At 68.2% G+C, this 25,431-nt stretch carries 22 protein-coding genes and 1 tRNA gene; 11 read left to right on the top strand and 12 right to left on the bottom strand.

What is annotated here, in order from left to right; translation table 11 throughout:
* The first annotated feature begins 229 nt into the window (after window positions 1-229).
* Window positions 230-991, top strand: a complete 762-nt coding sequence (locus AC1DBE_RS09170) for an SDR family oxidoreductase (protein ID WP_476970336.1) — start codon at window positions 230-232, stop codon at window positions 989-991.
* 148 nt (window positions 992-1,139) lie between these two features.
* Here the strand turns inward: AC1DBE_RS09170 and AC1DBE_RS09165 are convergent, their stop codons facing one another.
* Genes AC1DBE_RS09165 through AC1DBE_RS09150 form a run of 4 tightly spaced genes read right to left on the bottom strand, consistent with a single transcriptional unit; the run spans window position 1,140 to window position 4,680 of the window.
* Complete coding sequence (locus AC1DBE_RS09165) at window positions 1,140-1,544, bottom strand: universal stress protein (protein WP_476970335.1); 405 nt, start codon at window positions 1,542-1,544, stop codon at window positions 1,140-1,142.
* Entirely contained in the window at window positions 1,541-3,073 is a 1,533-nt protein-coding gene (locus tag AC1DBE_RS09160) for a tripartite tricarboxylate transporter permease (RefSeq protein WP_476970334.1), read from the bottom strand. Before AC1DBE_RS09160 ends, AC1DBE_RS09165 begins: the two co-directional genes overlap by 4 nt.
* Before the next feature lie 9 nt (window positions 3,074-3,082).
* On the bottom strand, window positions 3,083-3,673 hold the full coding sequence (locus tag AC1DBE_RS09155) for a tripartite tricarboxylate transporter TctB family protein (protein WP_476970333.1): 591 nt from the start codon (window positions 3,671-3,673) through the stop codon (window positions 3,083-3,085).
* A gap of 5 nt (window positions 3,674-3,678) precedes the next feature.
* Complete coding sequence (locus tag AC1DBE_RS09150) at window positions 3,679-4,680, bottom strand: Bug family tripartite tricarboxylate transporter substrate binding protein (RefSeq protein WP_476970332.1); 1,002 nt, start codon at window positions 4,678-4,680, stop codon at window positions 3,679-3,681.
* Window positions 4,681-4,823: 143 nt separating this feature from the next.
* On the opposite strand from AC1DBE_RS09150, the gene AC1DBE_RS09145 reads away from it, so the two are divergent.
* The 7 genes from AC1DBE_RS09145 to AC1DBE_RS09115 all read left to right on the top strand — a co-directional run bounded on the left by AC1DBE_RS09145 (window position 4,824) and on the right by AC1DBE_RS09115 (window position 12,627).
* On the top strand, window positions 4,824-5,708 hold the full coding sequence (locus AC1DBE_RS09145; RefSeq protein ID WP_476970331.1) for a LysR family transcriptional regulator: 885 nt from the start codon (window positions 4,824-4,826) through the stop codon (window positions 5,706-5,708).
* Window positions 5,709-5,838: 130 nt separating this feature from the next.
* Window positions 5,839-6,753, top strand: a complete 915-nt coding sequence (kdgD, locus tag AC1DBE_RS09140) for a 5-dehydro-4-deoxyglucarate dehydratase (protein ID WP_476970330.1) — start codon at window positions 5,839-5,841, stop codon at window positions 6,751-6,753.
* 10 nt (window positions 6,754-6,763) lie between these two features.
* Window positions 6,764-8,389, top strand: coding sequence for an aldehyde dehydrogenase (NADP(+)) (locus tag AC1DBE_RS09135; protein WP_476970329.1), 1,626 nt, complete (start codon window positions 6,764-6,766; stop codon window positions 8,387-8,389).
* Window positions 8,386-9,714 carry an enolase C-terminal domain-like protein gene (locus AC1DBE_RS09130; RefSeq protein WP_476970328.1) on the top strand — a complete coding sequence of 443 codons (1,329 nt, stop codon included), beginning with the start codon at window positions 8,386-8,388 and terminating at the stop codon, window positions 9,712-9,714. The genes AC1DBE_RS09135 and AC1DBE_RS09130 overlap by 4 nt, the downstream gene beginning before the upstream one ends.
* Before the next feature lie 14 nt (window positions 9,715-9,728).
* On the top strand, window positions 9,729-10,649 hold the full coding sequence (locus tag AC1DBE_RS09125) for an AEC family transporter (RefSeq protein ID WP_476970327.1): 921 nt from the start codon (window positions 9,729-9,731) through the stop codon (window positions 10,647-10,649).
* A 96-nt stretch (window positions 10,650-10,745) separates the two neighbouring features.
* A complete protein-coding gene (locus AC1DBE_RS09120; protein WP_476970326.1) occupies window positions 10,746-11,873 on the top strand; it encodes an L-talarate/galactarate dehydratase in 1,128 nt (375 codons plus the stop codon).
* A gap of 10 nt (window positions 11,874-11,883) precedes the next feature.
* The gene (locus AC1DBE_RS09115) at window positions 11,884-12,627 is read left to right on the top strand and encodes a FadR/GntR family transcriptional regulator (protein WP_476970325.1); all 744 of its coding nucleotides are present in this window, start codon (window positions 11,884-11,886) and stop codon (window positions 12,625-12,627) included.
* A gap of 13 nt (window positions 12,628-12,640) precedes the next feature.
* Here AC1DBE_RS09115 and AC1DBE_RS09110 read toward each other — a convergent pair whose 3' ends face one another.
* Genes AC1DBE_RS09110 through AC1DBE_RS09100 form a run of 3 tightly spaced genes read right to left on the bottom strand, consistent with a single transcriptional unit; the run spans window position 12,641 to window position 15,716 of the window.
* Complete coding sequence (locus AC1DBE_RS09110; RefSeq protein ID WP_476970324.1) at window positions 12,641-13,039, bottom strand: sterol carrier family protein; 399 nt, start codon at window positions 13,037-13,039, stop codon at window positions 12,641-12,643.
* Between the two features lie 4 nt (window positions 13,040-13,043).
* Complete coding sequence (locus tag AC1DBE_RS09105; protein WP_476970323.1) at window positions 13,044-14,060, bottom strand: asparaginase; 1,017 nt, start codon at window positions 14,058-14,060, stop codon at window positions 13,044-13,046.
* Window positions 14,061-14,096: 36 nt separating this feature from the next.
* On the bottom strand, window positions 14,097-15,716 hold the full coding sequence (locus AC1DBE_RS09100) for a molybdopterin-dependent oxidoreductase (RefSeq protein WP_476970322.1): 1,620 nt from the start codon (window positions 15,714-15,716) through the stop codon (window positions 14,097-14,099).
* Between the two features lie 119 nt (window positions 15,717-15,835).
* On the opposite strand from AC1DBE_RS09100, the gene purD reads away from it, so the two are divergent.
* A complete protein-coding gene (gene purD, locus AC1DBE_RS09095; RefSeq protein ID WP_476970321.1) occupies window positions 15,836-17,149 on the top strand; it encodes a phosphoribosylamine--glycine ligase in 1,314 nt (437 codons plus the stop codon).
* A gap of 2 nt (window positions 17,150-17,151) precedes the next feature.
* Entirely contained in the window at window positions 17,152-18,099 is a 948-nt protein-coding gene (locus AC1DBE_RS09090) for a phosphoribosylaminoimidazolesuccinocarboxamide synthase (protein ID WP_476970320.1), read from the top strand.
* Between the two features lie 22 nt (window positions 18,100-18,121).
* Here AC1DBE_RS09090 and AC1DBE_RS09085 read toward each other — a convergent pair whose 3' ends face one another.
* Window positions 18,122-19,387: a helix-turn-helix domain-containing protein gene (locus tag AC1DBE_RS09085; protein ID WP_476879939.1), complete on the bottom strand. Its 1,266-nt coding sequence runs from the start codon at window positions 19,385-19,387 to the stop codon at window positions 18,122-18,124.
* A 143-nt stretch (window positions 19,388-19,530) separates the two neighbouring features.
* On the opposite strand from AC1DBE_RS09085, the gene AC1DBE_RS09080 reads away from it, so the two are divergent.
* Window positions 19,531-19,773: a hypothetical protein gene (locus tag AC1DBE_RS09080; RefSeq protein ID WP_476903180.1), complete on the top strand. Its 243-nt coding sequence runs from the start codon at window positions 19,531-19,533 to the stop codon at window positions 19,771-19,773.
* A 225-nt stretch (window positions 19,774-19,998) separates the two neighbouring features.
* On the opposite strand, the gene AC1DBE_RS09075 is transcribed toward AC1DBE_RS09080, so the two are convergent.
* The 4 genes from AC1DBE_RS09075 to AC1DBE_RS09060 form a co-directional block, all read right to left on the bottom strand.
* A tRNA-Pro gene (locus AC1DBE_RS09075) sits at window positions 19,999-20,075 on the bottom strand.
* 86 nt (window positions 20,076-20,161) lie between these two features.
* A complete protein-coding gene (locus AC1DBE_RS09070; protein ID WP_476970319.1) occupies window positions 20,162-21,994 on the bottom strand; it encodes an ABC transporter ATP-binding protein in 1,833 nt (610 codons plus the stop codon).
* Window positions 21,991-23,808, bottom strand: a complete 1,818-nt coding sequence (locus AC1DBE_RS09065) for an ABC transporter ATP-binding protein (protein ID WP_476970318.1) — start codon at window positions 23,806-23,808, stop codon at window positions 21,991-21,993. Before AC1DBE_RS09065 ends, AC1DBE_RS09070 begins: the two co-directional genes overlap by 4 nt.
* A 674-nt stretch (window positions 23,809-24,482) precedes the next feature.
* The gene (locus AC1DBE_RS09060) at window positions 24,483-25,430 is read right to left on the bottom strand and encodes a metallophosphoesterase (protein ID WP_476970317.1); all 948 of its coding nucleotides are present in this window, start codon (window positions 25,428-25,430) and stop codon (window positions 24,483-24,485) included.
* Window position 25,431 lies beyond the last annotated feature (1 nt).

Below are 25,431 nucleotides of genomic sequence, written 5' to 3'. Positions count from 1 at the left end.
ACGCGCCGCGCCGACACGCCGGGCAGCAGCCAGAACCGACATCCCGCCGCACACCAAATCAAAGAACTCAGTCCGGGAATCCAAGGAAAATACGTTGCCCATCAAACGCTCCATCTTTCAGAGCGTTGCAACGACCCTATGACTTTGCCCGACGCACACTGCCGCGAAGTGCACACTCGGCATAGGCTGACCGGGACCGGACACCCGCCCGCCACCCCAGGAGTACCCCATGACACACCAGCACCAGCCCGGCAGGGTAGTCGTCGTCACCGGGGCGGGGTCCGGGATCGGCCGGGCGGTGGCGCGGCTTATGCTGGCCGACGGCTACCGCGTGGTCCTCGCCGGCCGCCGGGAAGAACCCCTGCAGGAAACCGGCGCGGGCCACGCGCAGGCCCTCGTGGTGCCCTGCGACGTCACCCGGCCCGACGACGTCGAACGCCTCTTCGCCAAGGTGGTCGGTCACTGGGGGAGGGTGGATGTGTTGTTCAACAACGCCGGGGTGTTCGGCCCGGCGGCGTCGGTGGACGAACTCACAGTCGCCGACTGGGAAGCCACCGCCGCCGTGAACCTGACTGGCTCCCTGCTGTGCGCCGCCGCCGCGGTCCGGGCCATGAAGGCCCAGACACCGCAGGGCGGCCGGATCATCAACAACGGCTCGGTCTCGGCGCATTCCCCTCGGCCGCGCACTGTGGCGTACACGGTCACGAAGCACGCCATCAGCGGGCTGACCAAGAGCATCGACCTGGACGGCCGCGGCTTCGGCATCAGCTGCGGCCAGATCGACATCGGCAACGCCGCCACGAAACTCATGGACCAGATCGGCGTCGGTGACGGAGCCCTGCAAGCGGACGGAACCCGCCGCGCCGAGCCCACGTTCCCCGTGGAGGACGCGGCCCGCGCCGTACTGCTGATGGCCGGCCTGCCCGCCTCCGCCACCGTGGGATCGCTCGTCATCACCGCCGCCGGGATGCCGTTCATTGGGCGCGGCTAAATGATGGCCGTCCCCGGGACGGCTTCGGACTGGATTTAACTGAGAAGGCCTCCGGGCCGGCGGGGCTGGTGAGCCCGCGCACAGCGCCCGGAGGCCTGCCGCCGTCGGCCGCCCTCGCGGTCGCCGATCGACGTCGTCGCCGCCCTGCCTAGCCTTCCGCTCCGTCGGCCTTGACCGCCAAAACCGGACGGTCGGCCTGGATCAGGATGCGCTGCGCGTGGCTTCCCATGATGAATTTGCCCACCTGGGACCGGCGGCGCAGGCCGATGACGATCAGGCTGGCGTTGACCTCCCGGGCGAGGTCGAGGAACTCGTCGGCGAGGTCGTGCTGGTAGGAGGGCTGCAGGACCGACGCCGAAACGCCGGCGTCCGTGGCGCGCTGGGCGGCCTCGGCCAGGAGCGCGGACGTGGCCACGGACTTATCCACCAGTGCGCCCTCCCGCGCGGAATTGACGATGACGAGGTCCTGGCGGCGGAGGGTGGCCTCCGCGATGCCGGCCGTCAGGGCCGCCTGCCCGGCCGGGGTGGGGACAAAGCCGACGATGATGCTCATACCTTCTCCTTGATGTTTTCAGGGGCGGCTGCTCCGGCAGCGGAGAGCTTGCGTTTGGCTAGCAGGGACCGAAGACCGGGCAGCACGGCCACCAGGACGAACGCGATGAGGAGCGTCGCCGAGATAGGGCGGCTGAAGAAGCCGGCCGGGTCCCCGCCGAAGACCAGCAGCGACCGGCGCAGCGAGCTCTCCAGCAGCGATCCCAGGACGAAGGCGAGAACCAGCGGCCCGGGTTCGAAGCCGAACTTCTTCATGAGGTAGCCGATGACGCCGAAGACGACGACGAGCGTGACATCGAACATGCTGTTGTTGATGGTGTAGGCGCCCAGCAGGGTGATCAGCGCCGTGACGGGAGCCAGGATGGCGGCCCGCACCCGGAGGATTTTCACGAACAAACCCACAAGCGGCAGGCTCATGATCAGCAGCAGGATGTTGCCGATGTACATCGAGTTGACGACGCCCCAGAACAGGTCCGGGTGCTCCTCAACGAGCTGCGGGCCCGGGGTCACGCCCTGGATCAGGAGCGCGCCGAACATCAGGGCCATGGTGGCGTTCGCCGGGATGCCCAGCGTGAGCAGCGGAATGAACGAGGACGTGGCGGCGGCATTGTTGGCCGTTTCGGGACCGGCGACACCCTCGGGCGCTCCCTTGCCGAAGCGCTCCGGCTGCTTGGCGCGTTTCTTTTCCATGGCGTAGGACGCCATCGAGGCGATAGTGGCGCCGCCGCCGGGCAGGATGCCGAGGAAGAACCCGAGCACCGAACCGCGGCCGATCGCGCCCGAGGCTTCCTTCAGGTCGCTGCGGGATGGCCAGACGTTCGCGACCTTGGACGGGGCTTTGGCGGCGCGGTGGCGTTCCTCCAGGTTGTAGAGGATTTCGCCGAGGCCGAAGACGCCCATGGCGATGGGGACGAAGTCGATCCCGTCGGCCAGTTCCAGGCTTCCGAATGTAAAGCGGCTCTCGCCGGTGAAGATGTCCCGGCCCACGGTTGCGAGAAGCAGCCCGAGGGCCGCGGCGATCAGAGCCTTGGTCTTGGCGCCGTTGCTGATGGTGGCCACCAGCAGGATGCCAAGAAGCGCCAGCGCCGAGTATTCGGCGGGGCCGAAGTCGAGTGCGAAGCTCGCCACGATCGGGGCCAGGAACGTCAGGCCGAGGATGGCCGCGGTTCCGCCGATGAACGAGCCGATGGCGGCCAGGCCCAGGGCGGTGCCGGCTTTGCCTTGTTTGGCCATCTGGTAGCCGTCGAAAACGGTCACGACGGAGGACGCTTCACCCGGGAGCTTCAGCAGCACGGAGGTGATGGTGCCGCCGTACTGCGCCCCGTAGAAGATGCCGGCCAGCATGATGATGGCGGTGACGGGTTCGACGTTGTACGTCAGCGGCAGCAGGATGGCGATGGTCGCCGCGGGCCCCAGTCCGGGCAGCACACCAATCAGCATGCCGATGACGACGCCGATCAGGCAGTAGAGGAGGTTGGTCGGCTCCAGGACAACGGTGAATCCGTTGATCACGGGATTCAGAAAATCCACGGGGTTCTCCTAGAAGAGGTGGGGGATGGAGGTACTGAGGGCCATAACGAAGATGCCGTAGAAGGCCACCACAACGATCGCGCTGACCAGCAGCGTGGAACGCCAAGTTTCGCCACCGAGGAAGCGCATCCAGATGATGCACAGCACCATCGCGGGCAGCTCGAAGCCGATGGCAGGCATCAGGGCCACCATGGTGGCGAGAGTGACCAGGCCGGTGACGGGGGCCAGGGACATCCGGGTGAATTTCTCGGCGTCCCGGTTGTGCCGGCCGATGATCAGCTGGAACAGCCCCAGGACCACCATGACGCAGCTGATGATGAACGGCCACAGTCCCGGTTGCGGTGCCTCGGGGGTGCCCAGGCCCATCGCCACGGACAGGACGAGGGATCCGACGCCGACGCCGAGCACCACCAGGGAGGACGCCGCGTTGGCCAGGGGTCCGGCCGCGGGCGGCTTTTCGTCCTCCCACTGGGCGGCCAGTTGTTCGGGGGTGAAATCGTCGGAGAGCTCTTCCTGGGCGCCGGAAGCGGCGTCCCCGCCGGGGCCGGGGGCCGCGGGGCTCCCGGCTCCGGCGGCCACCGGCTGGTGCGCTGCTGTCACTGGATTCACTTCGTCCCGTTGAGGCTGATGCTGTACTTCTCCACCAGGGCTTTGTACTTCGCGGCGTAGTCCTTCCATTGGGTGACCACTTCCTCGCCCGAAATCTCCTTCGGGGTCAGCAGGTTCTGCTCGTTGAAGGACTTGTAGGCATCCGACTTGAACGTCTCCTTGAGGGCGGCGAGCAGTTTGTCCTTCACGTTCTGCGGCGTGCCCTTCGGGGCGGCGACGGCGCGGTACTGCGCGACGGGTACGTCGTATCCCGACTCCTTGGCCGTGGGGGTATCCGGGAGGAACTGGTTGCGCTGTTCGGAGAAGACCACAATCGGCGTGACCTTGCCGGCCTTGATCTGCGGCATGGCCTCACCGAGCTGGATCGTCGCGAGCTCCACCTGGTTGCCGAGGACGGCCGTCAGCGCAGGCTTGCCGCTGTCGAACGGTACATCCGTACCCTTGACGCCGGCCTGCTTGAACAGGACGGTCTGGGCCAACTGGCTGCCGGTTCCGACGCCGGTGGTGCCGAACGTGATATTCCGTCCGGCGCCGGTGACGTCCTTGATGCTCTTGAAGCCGGACTTCTCGCTGGCCACCATGACGTAGTCGTCCTGGGAAAGACCCGCGATGACGTCGAAGTCATCGATGTTGACGGCCTCGTCCTTGGTGACGGCCAGCGGCGTGATGGTGATCAGGGACGCGTTGAGGAGCACCAGGTTCTGGCCGTCGGCCGGCTTGCCCGCCACCTCCTTGCTGGCCAGGGCACCGTTGGCACCCGGCTTGTTGACCACAGGCATCGGAGCGCCAAGGCTCTTGGCGGCGCCCTCGGAGATGGCCCGCGCGATGAGGTCGGTGCTGCCGCCCGGCGCCTGGCCCACGGTGAAGTTGACGGGCCCATTCGGGTATTTGGACGAATCGGTACTGCCGCCTGCCACGTTGCCGCAGGCGGTCAACGCCAGCAGCGTCACGGCGCCGGCCGCCCCCATCATGGTGCGGCGCGAAGGGAAGTGCATCATTGAAACTCCTCATTGGTGGTCGGGGCGGTCGCCCCGGAAGCATTGTGAACCGCATCACGTCGGCTCGCTGAATCGAGTGTAGGGAGACGTTATGATGCCTGTCTAAGCCCGAATGGGCATCGAGTAATACCCGGAAGGCATGAATGTTTACCTTTGACCAGCTTGCCGGTTTCATCGCCGTGGCGGAGGAGCTGCACTTCGGCCGTGCAGCTGAGCGGCTCAACATGACCCAGCCGCCCCTCAGCCGGCAGATCCAGAAGCTCGAGCGCAGCGTCGGCGCGGACCTGCTCGAGCGGGACAACCGCAAGGTCCAGCTGACCCATGCCGGCCGGGCCTTCCTAGAGGAGGCCCGGCGGCTGCTGGCGCTCGCCGAGCGGGCCCCGGTGGCGGCCCGGCGCATCGCCTCCGGCCGGTCCGGGCTCCTGCGGATCGGATTTACGGCGGCCAGCGGCCTCAGCATCCTCGGCCCCCTGCTGGAGGAGATCAGCACCCGCCTGCCCGACGTCGACATCGACCTGCAGGAGCTGGTGTCCGGCGAGCAGATCCAGGCGCTGCAGACCGGCGAGCTCGACTTCGGGCTCGCCCGGCCGCCCTTTGACCAGGAGGTGTTCGACTCGCACCTGTTGTACCGCGAATCGCTGGTGCTCGCCGTACCCAGCGGCCACCGCCTGGCCCGCCTGGGCCGGGAAATCGATAACGACGAGCTCAAGGACGAGCCCATCATCATGCATTCGCCCCTGCAGGCGCGCTACTTCTATGACCTCGTGGTCCGGACCTTCCCCATCCAGCACGGCAATGTGGTCCATACCGTCAGCCAGATCCTGACCATGGTGGCGCTGGTGGCAGCCAAGCGCGGCGTCGCCTTCGTCCCGCATTCGGCGACCGCCCTCGGGATCGACGGCGTCGAGTTCCTTCCGCTCTCCGGCAGCAAGGGCGAGCCGGTGGAACTGCACGCCATCTGGAACCGCCGGATGGAGAACCCGGCACTCGGCCGGCTGCTGGCGGAGCTGGAATACCAGATGGAGTAGGCAGTCAGCGATGCACTTTGGGTATCAATACATACAAAAATGCACTTAGACAGGCATCTACCCCGCGCCTAGTCTGAAGGGGAACCAGACCACCAGCGCCCATCACGACGCCCACCCGGAGGACCCCACCGTGGCAAAATACACACCCCTCGAACTGCTCGACACGCTCAAAGAGGGACTGCTCTCCTTCCCGGTCACATCGTTCGATGCGCAGTTGCAGTTCGATGAGGAGAACTACCGCAAGCACCTGGCCTGGCAGGCCAGCTTCCCGGTGGCGGGGCTCTTTGCTGCCGGGGGAACTGGCGAGGGCTTCTCGCTCACGCCGGCCGAAGCGGAGCGCGTGGTCCGGGCCGCCGTCGACGAGGTCGGAGCGCGGGTTCCCGTCCTGGCCTCCGCGGGCGGATCCACAGCCCAGGCCATCGAAAACACCCGGGCCGCCGAGGCCGCCGGAGCCGAGGGTATCCTCCTGCTGCCGCCGTACCTGACCGAGGCGGACCAGGCCGGGCTCATCGAACACGTCAGCGCCGTCTGCCGTTCCACCTCCCTGGGCGTCATCATCTACAACCGGGCCAACGCCATCTACAAGGACACCACGGTGGCCACCCTGGCCGACCGCCACGAGAACCTCATCGGTTTCAAGGACGGCGTCGGCGACCTCGAACACGATGCCCGCGTCTACGCCAAGCTGGGCGACCGGCTGTTCTACCTCGGCGGCCTGCCCACCGCGGAGACCTTCGCCCTCCCGCTGCTGCAGCTGGGCATGAGCACCTACTCCAGCGCCATGTACAACTTCGTGCCCCAGTTCGCCCTGGACTTCTACCGGGACGTCCGCAACCAGGACCGAGCTGCCGTCAACCGGAAACTCAACGACTTCGTCATCCCCTATCTGGACATCCGGGACAGGGTCAAGGGGTACTCCGTATCGATCGTCAAGGGCGGCCTGGACGCGATCGGCCGGTCCGCGGGCCCGGTCCGGCCGCCCCTGCAAAACCTGGCGCCGCAGGATCTCGCGGACCTCAAAGCCCTGATCTCCACCGTTTCCTAGGAGGAACCCTGTGACCCTGAACGGACACTCCCTGATCGCCGGCCGCCCCACCCCCGGCGAGGGGAGCACAACCTTCGCCGCCAACCCGGCCAGCAACGAACGCCTCGAACCGTCCTACACCCTGCTGACCGAACGGCAGCTCGCGACGGCGACGGCAGCGGCCGCGGACGCCTTCGAATCGTTCAGCGCACTGGACCCGGAGACGCACGCCGACTTCCTCGAAGCCATTGCGGCGAACATCGAAGCCCTCGGCGACGAACTCCTGGTCCGCGCCGGCCTCGAAACCGGGCTGCCGGCCGCACGGCTGCAGGGCGAACGGGCGCGCACCGTCGGCCAGCTCCGCCTGTTCGCCGGCGTCGTCCGCCAGGGCGACTTCCGGGGCGTCCGCATCGACCCCGCGCTCCCGGACCGCGCCCCGCTGCCGCGGGTGGACATCCGCCAGCGGCAGATCCCGGTGGGCCCGGTGGCGGTCTTCGGCGCCAGTAACTTCCCGCTCGCTTTCTCGACGGCCGGCGGCGACACCGCCTCCGCGCTGGCCGCCGGCTGCCCGGTGGTCTTCAAGGCGCACAACGCCCACCCCGGGACGGGTGAACTTGTCGGCCAGGCCATCGTCAAAGCGGTGCGGGACCTGGACCTCCACCCCGGCGTCTTCTCGCTGGTCTACGGGCCAGGCAGCAGCATCGGCCAGGCGCTCGTGGCCGACCCTGCCATCAAGGCCGTCGGATTCACCGGATCCCAATCCGCGGGCCTGGCCCTCATGCGGACCGCCGCGAACCGGCCCGAGCCCATTCCGGTGTATGCGGAAATGTCCTCCCTCAATCCGGTCTTCGTCCTCCCCGGCGCCCTCAAGGGGGACATCGAGGCGCTGGCCTCCCAGTACGTTGCCGCCGTGACCGGCAGCTCGGGCCAACTGTGCACGTCACCCGGGCTCCTGTTCGCGCCGGCCGGCGCCGCGGGCGACCAGTTCGCCGCCGCCGTCGGACGGGCCGTGTCCGCGTGCTCCGGCCAGACGATGCTGACCGCCGCCATCGCGGAATCCTGGCACGACGGCGCCGACGCCCTGCGCGCGGCCCGCAACGTCGAGGTGGTTGGCGAAGGCACTCCGGGCGGCACCGAGAACGCACCGGCGCCGGCCGTGTTCGGGACGGGTATTGCCGACTTCGTGGCCAACCACGTCCTGCACGCCGAGATCTTCGGCGCCGCGAGCCTGGTGATCCGGTATTCGGGCGTTGAGGAGCTGGTCCAGGCGGCGCAGAAGCTCGAAGGGCAGCTGACGGCTTCCCTGCAATTGTCCGCCGAGGATTATCCAGCGGCCGCACGGCTGCTGCCCACCCTGGAGCAGAAAGTGGGCCGCATCATCGTCAACGGCTGGCCCACCGGCGTGGAGGTCGGCCACGCCATGGTTCATGGCGGCCCGTTCCCTGCCACCTCGGACCCTCGCACGACGTCGGTGGGCACCCTGGCCATCAACCGTTTCCTGCGGCCCGTGGCCTACCAGAACCTGCCGCAGGAACTGCTGCCCGCCGCCCTCCAGGACGGCAATCCCTGGCAGCTCAACCGGCGCGTCGACGGCGTTGTGCAGCCGGCCGCGGAGCACGCGGCGGCAGCACTGGAGAATGCGGGGATCAACGCATGACGTCCCGGCCCACCATCGCCACGGTGGAAGTGGTGCCCGTCGCCGGGCATGACAGCATGCTGATGAACCTCAGCGGCGCCCATGGCCCCTTCTTTACCCGCAACGTGGTCATCATCACCGACTCTGATGGCCGCACCGGACTGGGTGAGGTGCCCGGCGGCGAAAAAATCCGGGCCACCATCGAAGAGGCCGGCCGCCTCGTCGCCGGCCGGCCCGTGGCCCGCTACCGGTCGCTGTTGCGGGAGATCTCCGCCACCTTCGCCGACCGCGACGCCGGCGGCCGCGGCCTGCAGACCTTCGACCTGCGCACCACCGTACATGCCGTGACGGCCGTCGAAGCGGCGCTGCTGGACCTGCACGGACAATTCCTGGGAGTCCCGGTCGCGGAACTGCTGGGGGACGGGCAGCAGCGGGACTCCGTGCCGATGCTCGGATACCTCTTCTTCATCGGAGACCAGGGCCGGACCGGGCTGCCCTACCTCATCGAACCGGCCCCGGCAGACCGCTGGGAAGAGCTGCGCCGGCAGGAGGCCATGACGGCCGACGCCGTAGTGGCCCTGGCCGATGCAGCCCGGGAGCGTTACGGTTTCAGCGATTTCAAGCTCAAGGGCGGCGTCCTGGCCGGCGACGCCGAGGTGGACGTTGTCACCGCCCTGGCCGAGCGATTCCCCGACGCGCGGATCACCCTCGACCCCAACGGCGGCTGGCTGCTCGATGAAGCCATCCGGCTGGGGAAGCGGATGCGGGGAGTGGTGGCCTACGCCGAGGACCCGTGCGGTGCCGAGGGCCGGTTCTCCGGCCGGGAGGTGATGGCCGAGTTCCGCCGCGCCACCGGGCTGCGGACCGCCACGAACATGGTCGCCACCGACTGGCGGGAAATGTCCCACGCGGTGCGCGGCGGCGCGGTGGACATTCCCCTGGCCGACCCGCACTTCTGGACCATGCACGGATCCGTGCGGGTGGCCCAACTATGTGACGAGTTCGGCCTGACCTGGGGTTCGCACTCGAACAACCACTTCGACATTTCGCTGGCCATGTTCACCCACACCGGCGCGGCTGCCCCGGGCGAGATCACGGCCCTGGATACGCACTGGATCTGGCAGGACGGCCAGGGCCTGACCACGGAGCCGCTGCAGATTCGGGACGGCGCCATTGCCGTCCCCGACGCACCGGGCCTGGGAATCGAGCTGGACCGCGGCGCCCTCGCCGCAGCCCACGAGCTGTACCTGGAGCACGGGCTCGATGCCCGCGACGACAGCGTCGGCATGCAGTATTACGTCGACGGCTGGGCCTTTGATCCCAAACGGCCCTGCCTGGTCCGTTAGGAGCAGACCCGGACGTGGGCGGTGTTGTCTCCGGAATCCTGATTGTCTCCTTGGTCATCGCCATCGGGTACGGGTCCGCCAGGCTGCGGATCCTCGGACCGGAGGTCCAGGGCGCCCTGACCCGTACGGCGTTCTACATCACCAACCCCGCCCTTCTCTTTACGGTGGTGGCGGGCAGCGACATTCGCGCCGCCCTCGGTACGGACGCCCCGCTGGCGCTGCTCTCCGCAGCGGCAGTGGGGCTGCTGTACACCCTGCTCAGTGTCCTGTTCTTCCGGCGCCCGGCCGCCGAAACAGCCGTAGGTGCCATGGCCAGCAGCTACGCCAACGCCAATAACATCGGCATCCCGGTGTCCCTGTACGCGGTGGGCACCGCCCAGCACGTCGCACCGGTGCTCCTGGTGCAGATCCTCGTTATGGCCCCGTTCTACCTCACCGTCCTGGGCGTGGCCGGCGGAGGCCGGATCTCCTGGCGGAAGCTGGCGCTCCAGCCGTTTGCGAACCCGATGATCATTGCGTCCGGGCTGGGTGCGGCCGTCGCGCTGACCGGCTGGAACGCCCCCGAACTCCTGCAAAAACCCATCGATATGCTCGCCGGCGGCGCCGTGCCCCTGGTCCTGATCGCCTTCGGACTCTCACTGGCCGGCAAAGCGCCGCTGCAGAGCGGGAACGGGCGGACCGAGACGCTGGTGGCCACGGCCATGAAACTGGTGGCCATGCCGCTGATCGTGTGGGCCCTGGGCCGGTTCGTCTTCGGCCTCGACGGCCAGCACCTCCTGGCCAGCGTCATCATGGCGGCGCTTCCGACGGCCCAGAACGTCTTCCTCTTTGCGTCCCCCTACGGCCGCGGCGTAACCATGGCCCGCGACGTGATCCTGTGCACGACCGTCCTCAGCGGCGGTGTGCTCCTGGCCGTCGCCTGGCTGCTGGGTTGATCCGCCGTCGTAAAGTACTTGTTATACAAGTTTAAAACTTATATCCTAAGTGTGGCCGGAACGACGCACTCCCGGCAACCACCCAAGGGAGAATCCATGTCCAGCGCTGACCTCATCCGCCATGTGAAACTGTCCACCGCCAAGCTGCCGCTCGCCGTCCCGATCAGCGACGCGAAGGTGTTCACCGGGCGGCAGAAGCCCATGACCGAGGTGGTATTCCTCTTCGCGGAGATCACCACCGAACAGGGTCACAGCGGAATCGGCTTCAGCTACTCCAAGCGCGCGGGCGGACCGGCCCAGTATGCGCATGCCCGCGAAGTTGCCGAGGGCATCATCGGGGAGGACCCGAACGACATCGGCAAGCTGTACACAAAACTGCTGTGGGCCGGGGCCTCCGTGGGCCGCTCGGGGGTGGCCACGCAGGCCCTCGCCGCCGTTGACATTGCGCTGTACGACCTCAAAGCCAAGCGCGCGGGGCTGCCGCTGGCCAAGTTCCTTGGTGCCTACCGCGATTCCGTGCAGACGTACAACACCTCCGGCGGCTTCCTGAATGCCTCGCTCGAGGAGGTTAAGTCCCGGGCCACGGCCCTGCTCGACGAGGGCATCGGCGGCATCAAGATCAAAGTGGGCCTGCCGGACACGGCCGAGGACCTCCGCCGGGTCGCGGGCGTGCGCGAGCACATCGGCTGGGATGTCCCGCTGATGGTGGACGCCAACCAGCAATGGGACCGCGCCACGGCCCTGCGGATGGGACGCCAGCTGGAGGAATTCAACCTCATCTGGATTGAGGAACCCCTGGATGCGTACGACTTCGAAGGCCACGCCCACCTCGCGAACGTGCTCGACACCCCCATCGCCACCGGGGAGATGCTGGCCTCGGTGGCCGAGCACAAGGGCCTGATCCAGGTCAACGGCTGCGACATCATCCAGCCCGACGCGCCGCGCGTCGGCGGCATCACGCAGTTCCTGCGCCTCGCCGCGCTGGCCGACGAGCGCGGCCTGGGCCTGGCCCCACACTTCGCCATGGAAATCCACCTGCACCTCGCCGCCGCGTACCCGCGCGAACCCTGGGTGGAGCACTTCGACTGGCTGGATCCGCTGTTCAACGAACGCCTCGAAACCAAGGAAGGGCGCATGCTGGTGCCGGACCGCCCGGGCCTCGGAATCACCCTCAGCGACCAGGCCCGCGCCTGGACCACCGACTCGGTGGAATTCGGCAAGTAACCTAGAGACCATGAGCCGGAACCTGACCGCGGATCTCGCCGACGATCTCCGCAGGAGCATCGTCGACGGAGCCATCCAGCCCGGCGGCAAGCTCCCCAGCGAGAACGCCCTGATCCGCGAGTACGGCGTCAGCCGCACCGTGGTCCGGGCGGCCCTCACCCGCCTGCAGGCCGAAGGGCTGGTCGAAACCGAACGTGGGCGGGGCAGCTTCGCACTGACCCCGCCTCCGGCGGACGCCGGGCCGGTGCCGGGCAGCCGGGCCGTGACCAGCATGGAGGACCGGGTTCACCTGCTGGAATTCCGGGCCGGCGTCGAATCGGAGGCAGCCGCACTGGCCGCGGGGAACCATTCGGAGCGGCAGCTGCAGGCGGTCCGGCATGCGCTGGAGGAGTTCACGGCCAGCGGCGCACACCCGGCGCACGCCATGAAAGCCGACTTCGAATTCCACCGTGCCATCGCCGTGGCCAGCGGCAACCCCTTCTACGCTGACTGCCTCGCGGCGCTGGGGCAAACCATGATCGCGATGCCCCGGACGCGCCTGATGACCGGCGGGGAGCACTACGCACGCGAACATTTCGACCAGGTGGTGCAAGAACACGCCTCAATTTACGCGGCCATCGCTGAAGGCGACGGACCGTCGTCGTCGGCGGCCATGCGCAGCCATCTGGCCAACTCCCGGCGCCGGCTCCGGACCCCCGCCGCGGAAAGCCAGGCCGACGGCGGGGGCGGCAGCCTGGCCGGCGCGGCCGGCTAGGCAGCCAGAGCGGTCAAAGCGGCAGCAGCCTGGACAGGTCGGCCCGGAGCCCGGACGCGGCCACTTTGCCGGCGTCGACGGCGTCCGCCCAGCTAAGCCGGCCCGTGACCATGGCGAGCCAGGTGGCGGCGTCGCACTCGATGACGTTCGGGGGAGTGCCCCGGGTGTGCCGGGGACCCTCCACACACTGGGTCACGCCGAACGGCGGGACGCGGACCTCCACGGAGTTGCCGGGAGCGCGGGCGGTAACCTCCTCGAGGGAGTAGCGCACGGCCGTTGCAATCGTGGCGCGGGGCACCGGCGCGGCGGTTGGCGTTCCGGCGGACGCTGACGGGTCCGTGCCGGAATCCCGCCAGGCGGCCAGTGCCGCCCGGCCCTCGTCCACCGGGATCCGGCGCCGTGAAACAGCCACGGGCCTAGTCCAGTAGCGCCGAGACGGCGTGGCCGAGGCGGATCTTACCCACGGGGTGGCCGCCGCCCAGGACCGGCTCAACCACCCTTTCCAGCACGCTGGAGACCCCCGGAATATCGACGGCGCCCGCGGCCGCCAGCAGGGTCAGGCCCACCAGCGTGGTGGCGCGGATGTTGCCGTCCAGGACCTTGATCGCCACGGAGACGCCCTGCGGGGTGGCCATGACCAGGACCCCTTCGGCGCCGATCTTGGCGAGGATTCCGAGCTCGTCCATCACGACCGTGTTCGCCTGGCCCCAGCCCTGGACCGCCCACGGATAATCCAGCATGGAGGTGGCGATCGTCGCGGCGCGGGCATTGGAGTTCTTGTCGCCGGGGGCTTTGGCCAGGCGGGAGAAGGCGCGGGCCAGGCCGGTGAGGGAGAGGGCTGCCACCGGGGCGCCGCAGCCGTCGATGCCCAGGTGCGCGATCCGCTCGTCGCTGTATTCCTCGATCACGGAGCGGATCCGCTGCTGCAGCGGATGGTTCGGTTCAAGGTAGCTGTGTGTGTCCCAGCCGTTCTCCGTGCAGGCCCACAGGAAGGCTGCGTGCTTTCCCGAGCAGTTGAAGGCCAGCCTGGACTTTCCCCGCTCGGTCCGGACAAGCCAGGTCCGGGCCGTCTCGTCCTCCGGCCACGCCTCCGGACACTGGAGCTGGTTCTCCTTGACGCCGGCGGCCTTCAACATGCCTTCCACCACGTCCATGTGGTCCAGCGAGCCCACGTGGCTCCCGCAGGCGATGGCCACCTGGGCGCCCCGCAGCGGCACCCCGGACTGCATGGACGCCAGCGCCTGAAAGGGTTTGAGCGTGGAACGGGCAAAGATCGGGGTGGTGATGTCGCCCAGTTCGGTGACGATGGTGCCGTCCGCCGCCATCACGACGGCGGAGCCGATGTGGCGGGACTCGATAAAACCGCTGCGTTCCACCACTGCCAGTTCGACGGCGGACTCAACAGTAAAGGTGGCATGCGGGTTCAAAGGCATGCTGCCAGTCTAGGGTGCGCCGCGGGCCCGTCCCGGTTACTCCACGGTGACCATTACCGACTGCCAGCCGGAGGCGCCGTCGGGCACTGGATTGGCGCGCTTCTCCGTCTGGACCTCGCCGGTGCCGTCGGTGGCGCGGGCCTTGATGTAGTGCGGGCCCGGGGTGGCGTCCCAGTCAAGGGACCACTGCCGCCAGGTCACCACGGACGCCTCCGCGGACAGGACGGCTTCGGTCCACGGACCGTTGTCGATCTGCACCTCCACCTTGGTGATGCCGCGGGTCTGGGCCCAGGCTGTACCGCCGATCGCGACCTTCCCGGCGGCCACCTTGGCGAAGGACTTGGGGACCTCCACCCGGGCCATGGTCTTGATGGGGCCGTGCTCGGACCAGCCGCGCTGGGTCCAATAGGCCTTGTTATCCGCGAACCGGGTCACCTCCAGGTCCACCACCCACTTGGTGGCCGAGACGAAGCCGTACAGCCCGGGAACCACCATCCGGACCGGGTAGCCGTGCTCCAGGGGCAGGGCCTCGCCGTTCATGCCAATGGCCAGCATCGCGTCGCGGTCATCCTGCAGGACCTCCAGCGGTGTGGACGCGCTGAAACCGTCAACGGAAGTAGAGAGCACCATGTCCGCGCCCTGCTTGGGGCGGGCCATCTTCAGGACGTCACGGATGGGCATGCCCAGCCATTTGGCGTTGCCGGCCAGGTTCCCGCCGACGGGGTTGGAGACGCAGGTCAGGGAAACATGGGATTCGATCAGCTTGGCGCCCAGCAGGTCCTGGAAGCTTAGCCGCACCTCCTGTTCCACCATGCCGTGGATCCGCAGTTCCCAGGACTGGGCGTCGACTTCCGGGACGCTGAGGGCGGTGTCAATCCGGTAGAAGTCCTTGTTCGGCGTCAGCCAGGGCGTCACGCCCGGGGCCTTGGACTGCACACCGGCGGGCACGGCAGCGGCAGGCCGGGCGGGGGCCGGCAGCCGGAGGGCTTCGCGGGCCTGCGCCACGTTGCTCCGGGCGGCGCTCAGGAGCCGTCCCCCCGTGGCCGCGGCAGCAGCAGCCACCGCGGTGATGCCGCTCGCGGTGAAGAAGGCACGCCGGGTGGTGGCCGGGCGGTCCGGTTCCTTGGCGCCGAGATCCGAGGCCACCTCCGGCCACTGCTGCATCCGCCACAGTTTGCTGACCAGGATCCGCAGCATCACCAGGCCGGCGGCGGTGCCGATCAGCGAGGGGATGGCGTCCAGCGGTTTGACGCTGGCGCGGGTCACGACGCTGGCCACGATCACCGCGCCGAGCAACAGCACACCGGCCACGCCCAGGGCCCACTTACGGTAGGCGACGATGCCCAGCACGCAGGCGAGCAGGAGGATGGTCAGGCCCATGCCCACAAACAGGGCGGTCTTGTCGTTCGTGCCGAACGTGGCGATCGCGAAGTCCTTCATCCAGGGCGGGGTGAAGTCGATGAACGTCGAGCCGAGGGCGATCAGGGGCGTGGCGCGGGCCGTAAAGAACGCGCCGATCAGCTCTGCGACGGCCAGCACGACGGCGGCCGAGACCACCCCGGCCAGGGCGGCGAGCGCGGTGGGTCCAGAGAGCAGCGCGGGCCGCTTGCTGGGCTGCGTGGTGGTGCCGGGCTTCCGGGTGCTGGGCGTCTTCATACAGGGTGTTCGTAGCGGCGGCGCCTGCGGATTGTCCCGCCGCCGCCGGGGGATGGGCATGTTCGGAGGCAGGTCACAGCTTAGGAGCCTGCGCCGTCCACAAAGTACCCTTGGGAACTGTGAAGGTACTTGTCATCGGCCCCGGCGGCCGCGAACACGCCATTGTCCGTTCCCTGCTCGCCGACCCGAATGTTTCCGAGGTCCACGCGGCCCCGGGCAACGCCGGCATCAGCAAGCTGGTCCCCACACACGCCATCGACGCCAATAATCCCGCCGCCGTCGCCGCGCTGGCCACCCGGCTGGACGTCGACCTTGTGGTGGTGGGCCCCGAGGCCCCGTTGGCCGCAGGTGTCTCCGACGCCGTGCGCGATGCCGGCATCCCGGTCTTCGGCCCCAGCAAGGCCGCCGCGCAGCTCGAGGCTTCGAAAGCCTTCGCCAAGGAGGTCATGGCCGAAGCCGGCGTGCCCACCGCGATGGCCCGGGTGGCGTCCAACGCCGCCGAGGCCGCCGACGCGCTGGACACCTTCGGCGCGCCCTACGTCGTAAAGGATGACGGTCTCGCTGCCGGCAAGGGTGTTGTGGTCACCAACGACCGGGACGAGGCACTGGCGCACGCGCAGACCTGCTTCGACGCCGGCGGCACCGTCGTCATCGAGGAATTCCTGGACGGCCCCGAGGTGTCCCTTTTTGTGCTCTGCGACGGCAGCACCACCGTCGCGCTGTCCCCGGCGCAGGACTTCAAACGCATCTTCGACAATGACGAGGGACCCAACACCGGCGGCATGGGCGCCTATACCCCGCTGGACTGGGCTCCCGAAGGCCTGGTCCAGGAGGTCATCGACCGCGTCGCACAGCCCACCGTCAACCAGATGGCCCACCGCGGCACCCCGTTCGTCGGGGTCCTCTTCGTGGGCCTGGCCCTGACCTCCCGCGGCACCCGCGTCATCGAGTTCAACGTCCGCTTCGGCGACCCGGAAACCCAGGCCGTCCTGTCCCGGCTCAGGACGCCCCTCGGCGGCCTGCTGATGGCCGCCGCCAAGGGCGAACTGGAGAAGGCGCAGCCGCTGCGCTGGTCCAAGGAGTCCGCCGTCGCCGTCGTGGTTGCCGCCGAAAACTATCCCGGCACCCCCCGGACTGGGGACCGGATCCGCGGCCTGAAGAAGGTCGAGGCCATTGAGGGCGTGCACGTGATCCACGCCGGCACCCGGCTCGACGAGGAGGGCAAGGTGGTCTCCGCGGGCGGCCGCGTCCTTGCCGTCGTGGCACTCGGAACGGACCTCGTGGAGGCCCGTGAACGGGCGTACGACGGCGTCGAACTGGTACAGCTCGACGGCGGACAGTTCCGCACCGACATCGGCGGCAAAGCCGCCCGCGGCGAAATCAAGGTGGCGGCGCCCGGCACGGCCGCCGCCGTCGCGAAAGCAAAGGCCTGAGCATGAACGCAACCGAATCCGCCATGCCCGCCGGAGGCCTGGACACCGAAACGCTGGACCTGCCCGGCTGGCAGCATGTCTACTCCGGCAAGGTCCGGGACCTGTACGTCCCGGTCGACGCGACCATCACGGAGCGCCTGGGCCGTGAGTGCGTGCTGGTGGTCGCGAGCGACCGGATCAGCGCCTACGACCACGTCCTCTCGAGCGAGATCCCGGACAAGGGCCGCATCCTCACCCAGCTGAGCCTGTGGTGGTTCGAACAGCTTGGCGTGGAGCACCACGTCATCGCCTCCACGGTCGAGGACGGTGTCCCGGCCGCGGTGGAGGGCCGGGCCATGATCTGCAAGAAACTCGAGATGTTCCCGGTCGAATGCATTGCCCGCGGTTACCTGACGGGCTCCGGGCTGGTCGAATACCGGCAGTCCGGCACCGTGTGCAGCATCCCGCTGCCGGCGGGGCTGGTGGACGGGTCCCGGCTCGCCGAGGCTATCTTCACGCCCTCCGCGAAGGCCGAGGTGGGCGAGCACGACGAGAACATCACCTACGACGCCGTCGTCGGGCTGGTGGGCGAAGACGTCGCCGGCCGGCTCCGCGAGCTCACCCTGGAGATCTACACCAAAGCCGAGGAGATTGCCCGCGCCCGCGGCATCGTCCTGGCCGACACGAAGGTGGAGTTCGGCATCGACCCCGCGACCGGGGTCATCACGCTCGGCGACGAGGTCCTGACGCCGGACTCCTCCCGGTTCTGGGACGCCGCCACCTATGCGCCGGGCAAGGCCCAGCCCTCGTACGACAAGCAGTACGTCCGCGACTGGCTGACCTCCGCCGAGTCAGGCTGGGACAAGGCCTCGGACACGCCGCCGCCGGAGCTCCCGGCCGACGTCGTGGCCCGCACCCGCAGCCGCTACGTCGAAGCGTACGAGAAGCTCACCGGCCGCAGCTTCAGCTAGCCGCCATGCTGCCGGCAGCCCGTTATTTGCCGGCCGCGGCGGCTTCGGCGCGGCGCTGGGCCAGCCGGATTTCCAGGACCGCGTCCATGGCCTGCTGCACACGGTCCGAGGCGCCGGCCGCGCTGAACTCCTTCTGGGCCTCGTCCAGATAGACGAGCGCTTCCTCGGACTCCCCGGCGGCCTTGAGCGCCTTGCCCAGCAGCAGGGCGACCTCCCCGGCCACGTGTTTGGCCAGCGCGTCGCGTTCGGCGTGGATCTCCCGGAGCTTCTGCACGGCGCCCACGATGTCCCCGGTGAGGTAGAGCCAGCGCGCCCGGATGAATGCGACCTCCAGCCGGTCCGTCTTGTTGCCGCCGACGATCGAGAGGGCCAGTTCGGCGCGCTCGATCGAGGACAGGGTCTCCGGCTCGACAATCCCGGAGGACAGCCGGACCGCAGCCGAGGCCTTGTTGAACCGGGCCCACAGGTCGATGTCGTTCGCGGGGGAGAGCAGCTGGGCGGCTTTCTCGTGGTACTTGATGCCCTCGGCGTAGTCGTGCCGCATAAAGGCCACGTTTCCGATCACCCAGGCAACTTCGCCGGCGAGCTGGGAGATCGGCTGGTCATCCATCTGCTCGTTCATGTCCTGGCAGTACTGCCAGGCCTCATCCAGCCGGCCGCTTTCGGCGAGGGCGCCGATCAGGGCGCGCAGGGCGCCGATGATCAGGGTGGAACCCTTGGGCAGCTGGGCGCAGAGCCGCACCGCCTCCTGGGCGTGTTCGACGGCGACCGCCAGCTGGCCCTGGCCGTGGCACACCGCGGCCAGCATCTGCCGGGCGCGGACGCCCAGGCCGGCCGACTCGGCGGCCATCGGGTGGTCCAGCAACCGCTGCACCAGGTCCTGGCACTCCTTGAGGTGGCCCTGCTTCATGAGGCACTCGGCCTGCATATAGGTCATGTTCCACCAGGCGCTGGTGTTCTTGCCTTCCAGGGCGATCTGGGCGGCGGTGGCGGCATGGCTGGCGGCGAGCGGGTAATCGCGCAGGTCCCAGGCCTGACGGGCGTACAGCCCGGCGAGCACGTATTCGGCGTCGCTGACGGACACGGGCTGGCTCCAGGCCTCCAGCGCCTTGGGGGCGAGCTCGAGCCGGCGGGCGAGTTCTTCGATGACATCCGCGGTCGGTTCACGGCGGCCGGTCTCCAGCAGCGAGATGTAGCTGGGCGAGAAAAGGTCCTTGCCCAGCTCCGCCTGCGTCAGGCCGCGCTCCAGCCGTTCCGCTCGGAGCTTCTCCCCGAATCCGTTCCCCACGGGTTCCTCCTAATTCCGGACAGTCTTTGTACTAAATGCTTGACAGTCTCTGTGCAAGTAATTTTACAATGTATGTCAACAAGGGCTCGTGCTTGCTTTGTAACTTTTCGAAGCGTATTTCCGACTCGTATTGAGGAACCCACATGTTTAAGAAGATTGCAGCGTCTGTCGCCCTGGCTGGTGCCCTGGCGTTCTCCGCAGCGGCTCCGGCAGTACTGTCAGTGAGTGCCATTGGTAACTGGCCGGACCCCATGAGCAACAGCACCCAGGCGATCGGCAACTGGCCCGATCCGATGAGCTCCACCAGCAGCCTTTCCGCTATTGGTAACTGGCCGGATCCGATGGCCAAGACCACCGGCATCGGCAACTGGCCGGACCCGATGTAACCAACTCTCCCGAAAGCCCCGGGATGCCCGCAAGGGTGTTCCGGGGCTTTTTCGTGTCCGAACCCGTGTCGAGTGCTCCGTAACCGCCCTTTTGAGGGGTCTAAACGGCTGTTGCGGAGCAGTCGATGGTGTCCGACGGCGGTGTACGGTGCGCGCGCCGTCGGGGGTCCTGCACTCGAAGGGCACAAAAAAGAGGGCCCTCCGAGTGGAGGACCCTCTTTTGAATGGTCGGGATGACAGGATTTGAACCTGCGACCTCGTCGTCCCGAACGACGCGCGCTACCAAGCTGCGCCACATCCCGATCCGTTACTTCAAAAGCAACTTCACAAGAGTATCCGATCCGGGCTCCGGATGCGAATCGGCCGCGGGCCCTCGCGGGGGAGGGGCTTAGACCAGCGAGTCCTTCCAGGCGCCGTGCAGCTTGGCGAAGCGGCCGCCGCCTCCGATCAGCTCCTCGGGGGTGCCGTCCTCCACCACCCTGCCGTCATGGACCACCAGCACGCGGTCAGCGGTCTCCACGGTGGACAGCCGGTGCGCGATGATCAGCGCGGTCCGGCCCGCCTCGCCCGAGCTGACGCCCGCCAGGAGGCTCGCCAGGCCGGACTGGACCATCCGTTCGGAGGGGATGTCCAGGGAGGACGTGGCCTCGTCGAGGATCAGCACGGCCGGGCGGGCCAGGAAGGCGCGGGCGAAGCTGATGAGCTGCCGCTGCCCGGCGGAGACCCGGCCGCCGCGCTTGTTGACGTCGGTGTCGTACCCGTCGGGAAGGGCCGAGATGAACTCGTGGGCGCCCACAGCCCGTGCCGCGTCCTCGATCTCCTGCCGGGAGGCCTCGGGCCGGCCCAGCGCGATGTTGTCCGCCACCGAGCCGCTGAACAGGAAGGCCTCCTGCGTGACCATCACAACGTTGCGGCGCAGGTCCGCCGTCGTCAGCTCCCGCAGGTCCACGCCGTCGAGCGTCAGGGAACCCGAGGAGACGTCGTAGAAGCGGGCGATCAGCTTGGCCAGGGTCGACTTCCCGGCACCGGTCTGGCCCACCAGGGCCACGGTCTGGCCGGCGGGAATGTGCAGGTCCAGGGCGGGGATGATGACCGGGCCGTCGCCGTAGCGGAACTCGACGTTGTTGAATTCGATGCTGCCCTTGGCCGAGGGCAGGGCAACCGGGGTCTTCGGCGGCCGGACGGTGGGCACCTCCTCCAGCAGGCCCGAGACCTTCTCCAGGGCCGCCTGCGCGCTCTGGAAGGAGTTGTAGAACATCGCCATCTGGTCCACCGGCTGGAAGAACCGCTTGGCGGACAGGATCAGGGCCAGCAGCACGCCCACGGCCAGTTCGCCGCCGAGGACCCGGAAGCCGCCCACCAGGAGAACGACGGCGACGCAGACGTTGCCGATCAGCACCAGGCCCGGCTGGAAGACGCCGTTGAGGTTGATGGACCGGACCGTGACCTTGCGGTACTCCTCGGAGAGTTCGGCGTAGCGGCCGGCGTTCTGGCGTTCCTTGCGGAAGGCCTTGACGGCGCGGATGCCGGTCATGGTCTCAACGAAGTGCACAATGAGCCGGGCCGAAACGACGCGGGACTCGCGGAAGGCGATCTGGGAGTGTTTCTGGTACCAGCGGGACAGGAAAAACATGGGGACGCCGGCGGCGAGCACAAGGAGCCCGCTGCGCCAGTCGAGGGCGAACACAGTGACCGCGGTGAAGATCATAAACAGCATCCCGGAGGCGAGCGAGCTGACGCCGGAGTCAAGGAGTTCGCGGAGGGCCTCAAGGTCAGAGGTCTGCCGGGCGATGATGCGGCCCGAGGTGTATTTCTCGTGGAACTCCAGGCTCAGCCGCTGGGTCTGGCGGAAAACCCGGACCCGCAGGTCCAGCAGCATCGCCTGGCTCAGGCGCGCCGTCGACGTCACGTACACGGCGGTAAGTCCGGCGGTGGCGACGGCGGCGGCCAGGTACGCGGCACCGGCCAGGACCAGCGGGACGCTGTCACCGGCGCGCAGTGCGGGCAGGGCGCGGTCGATGCCGAAGGCAATCAGTGCGGGCCCGGCCACACGGGCCGCCTGGGACAGGACGACGGCGGCGATGGTCAGCCAGAAGCGCAGGCGGACCGGGCGGATCAGCGAGGCCAGCAGGGCCAGGGAACGGCGCCGGACGGCCTTGCTTTCGGACTTGGACAGATGCGCGTTGTCCTCGTTGGCGGTACCGAAGGTGGCCGTGGTCATCGGGACACCTCCTCGGCCTCGAGGGCGGACATTTCGGAGTCTAGGTCCCGCGGTTCCGGGTCCAGGCTGGCGATCACATAGCGGTAGTGGCTGTTGGTGGCGAGCAGTTCGGTGTGGGTGCCGACGGCGGCGATCCTGCCGTCCTCCAGCAGGGCCACCCGGTCGGCCAGGGCCACGGTGGAGGGCCGGTGCGCCACGATCAGGGTGGTGGTGTCCGCGAGCACTTCACGCAGCCGCGCCTCGACGAGTTCTTCCGTGTTGACGTCCAGCGCGGAGAGCGGATCGTCCAGGACCAGGACCTTCGGTTTGGCGGCCACGGCCCGGGCCAGGGCGATGCGCTGCCGCTGCCCGCCGGACAGGCTGAGCCCTTCCTCGCCGATCAGCGTGTCCAGGCCTTCCGGCAGCGAGTACGCGAAGTGGGCCTGCGCGGTCTCCAGCGCCTCGGCCAGGATCTCCTCGCGGCGCTCCGCGGACTCCCCGGCCGGGACGCCGAGCAGGACGTTGTCCCGGACCGAGCTGGAAAACAGGGTGGTGTCCTCGAAGGCCACCGCGACGACCGTGCGCAGGTCCTCCACGCTGAATTCCCGCAGGTCCACGCCGTCGATCGTGACCGCTCCCGCGGTGACGTCGAACAGGCGGGGGACCAGCTGGAGCAGGGCGCTCTTGCCGCTGCCGGTGATGCCCACCAGCGCCATGGTTTCGCCGGGCAGGATGTCCAAAGTGATGTCCCGCAGGATCGGTTTGTCCGGCGCGTCCTCGAAGGCAAAGGTCGCGTTCCGGAAGTCCAGGGCGCCCTTAAGCTCCGCGGGGCGGCGCGGCTGATCCGGGCTGGTGATGGTGTTGACCGCATCCATCACCTCGTAGTGCCGGTCCACGGCGGTCTTGGCGGTGAGGGCCATGGCCAGCAGCATGCCGCAGAATTCGACCGGTGCCGCGATGACGGCGGCGGTGGCGAAGAAGGCCACCAGCGAACCGATGCTCAGCCCGCCGTCGGCCGCCAGCATCACGCCGACCACCAGGCCCGCGCCGAGCGCCAGCTCGGGCAGCAGCGTCACGACCAGGCTGAAAGCCGCCAGGTGCTTGGCTTTCGCGATCTCGGTCTGGCGCAGCTCCTCGGCCTGTTCGTTGAAGTTCTCGAGTGCCTCGCGGCTGCGTCCGAAAGCCTTGAGAACGCGGATGCCGTGGACGGACTCTTCGACCGTGGTGGCGAGGTCCCCGGCCTGGTCCTGGCTGCGCCGGGCGACCTTGCTGAACCGGGTACGGAAGCGGAAGCCGTAGATCATGATCGGTACCGCGGCGGCCAGGAAGATCAGGGCCAGCTGCCAGCTCATGGAAAACATCACGACGACGCCGATCACGACGGTCAGGGTGGTGACCACCAGCATGATGGCGCCGAATGCCATCCAGCGCCGGAGGAAGTTCAGGTCCGTCATGGCCCGCGAGAGCAGCTGTCCGGAGCCCCAGCGGTCGTGGAAGGAGACGGTGAGATCCTGCAGGTGGTCGTACAGCGACACCCGCATCCGGGTTTCCACGGTGGTGGCGGGGTTGATGACGAACTGCCGGCGGAGCGCGACGAGCCCGGCTTCGGCGATCCCCAGCAGCAGAATCACAGTTGAGGCGATCCAGACGGCCTGGCTGCTGCCGCCGGGACGCAGCCAGTCATTGATGAGCACCCGCAGCACTTGGGGAATGGCCAGGGCCACCAGGCTGGCCATCAAGGCGGAGAGCAGGCCCATGACCAGGCGCGGCATAATCGGCCTGACGTGCGGATATAGACGGCGAATTGATGAGAAGAACGGGGTCTGCTTGGCCATGCCTGCTTCTTAGCTGCAACTGCGAAAGGGATTACGCAACTGGATGTAGTTTCCTGTAGCAACTACCCTAGGCCATCCCGTGACCCCGTTCACAGGATATTGTCCAGTTCCGGAATCTCGCCCAGTAATTATGTTCCGCAATGGTGGGGTGGCGGTGGGTGGCGGGGCGGGGGCGCGGGACGACGGGCGTAGGTCCAGGGTCGCGGCGGCGGACATGCCCGTTCTGCGCCGGCCCGAACGGACATGCCCATTTTTCCGAGGCCAACTTGGACATGCCCGTCCGTTCTTGGATGCCACTTCCGAACATGCCCATTTTTCCGAGCTGGCGACGGACATGCGTGTTCTGCAACGGCCCAGATGGACATGCTCGTCTCCGGCGCAAGGTGTGTCCGGACATGCCCACTCCTGGCGTTGGGGGATGGACATAATGCCACTATGTCCATCCCAGAGTGCCGGGGATGGACATGTCCATTGCTAGGGACCAAGGATGGGCATGCCCGTCGCCGAGGTGCAGGACTGACGGGCATGCCCGAAGCCGGCGTCTAGGGACGGACATGTCCGATGCCGAAGTCCAAGGATGGGCATGTCCGTCGCCGAGGGGCAGGAATGATGGGCATGTCCGACGCCGAAGTCCAAGGATGGGCATGTCCGTCGGAGGGTGGTGGCAGCCCCGCTCAGGAACGTGCGGTGAGGGTGAGCAGCACGGCTTCGGGCTTGCAGGCGATCCGGACCGGCGCGAAGCGGGAGGTGCCGATCCCGCCGGAGACGTTGACCGGCGTCGTCCGTCCGTTGCTCTCCCAGTCGTGGAGTCCTTTGGCACGCCACGTGGGGAGGTCGCAGTTGGCGACAAGGGCGCCGTAGCCGGGTACGCAGATCTGGCCGCCGTGGGTGTGGCCGGCCAGGAGGAGGTCGGCGGCGTCCTCGGTGAAGTGGTCCAGCACGCGCTGGTACGGGGCATGCGCGACGGCGATCCGCAGGTGCGGTTTGCCGTCCTGGCCTTTAGTGCCGCGGGGCCAGCCGGCGTAGCGCTCCAGGCGCAGGTGCGGATCGTCGACGCCAGAGAAGTCGATGCGGAGTCCCTTGACCACCAGGGACTGGCAGCGGTTGGTCAAATCCACCCAGCCGCCCATGCCGAAGCCTGCCCGGAGCCGCGGCCAGTCGAGGGGGTCCGGGTCCTTCTGGGCTTTCGAGGGCCCCAGGAAGTAGGACGCGGGGTTCTTGAACCGCGGGGCAAAGTAGTCGTTGGACCCCGGAACGAAGACGCCCGGAAATTCCATCAGCGGCTGCAGCATCTCCAGCAGGGGGTCCACCGCTTTGGCGTGGCTGAGGTTGTCTCCGGTGTTGACCACCAGATCGGGGTTTAGTTCCGCGAGGGATCGGAGCCACGCGGCCTTACGGTTCTGGCCGGGAACGAAGTGGATGTCACTCAGGTGCAGCACCCGCAGCGGGCCGAACCCGGCCGGGAGGATGGGAAGCGTTTCTTCCCGAAGGACAAACTGGTTCTTCTCCCACAGGCCATAGCCGGTCGCGGCGGCGCCTGCTGCAGCCCCGGCAGCGGCGGTGACGGCGAAGCCGCGCCCGATGCTTCGGACGCGGCTGGCCAGGGTGGTTCCGGCGGGCACG

This window comes from Arthrobacter sp. 10T416 (assembly GCF_056394165.1).
Note: the sequence above shows the minus strand (reverse complement) of the source record. Positions and strands in the feature narration are given on the sequence as shown.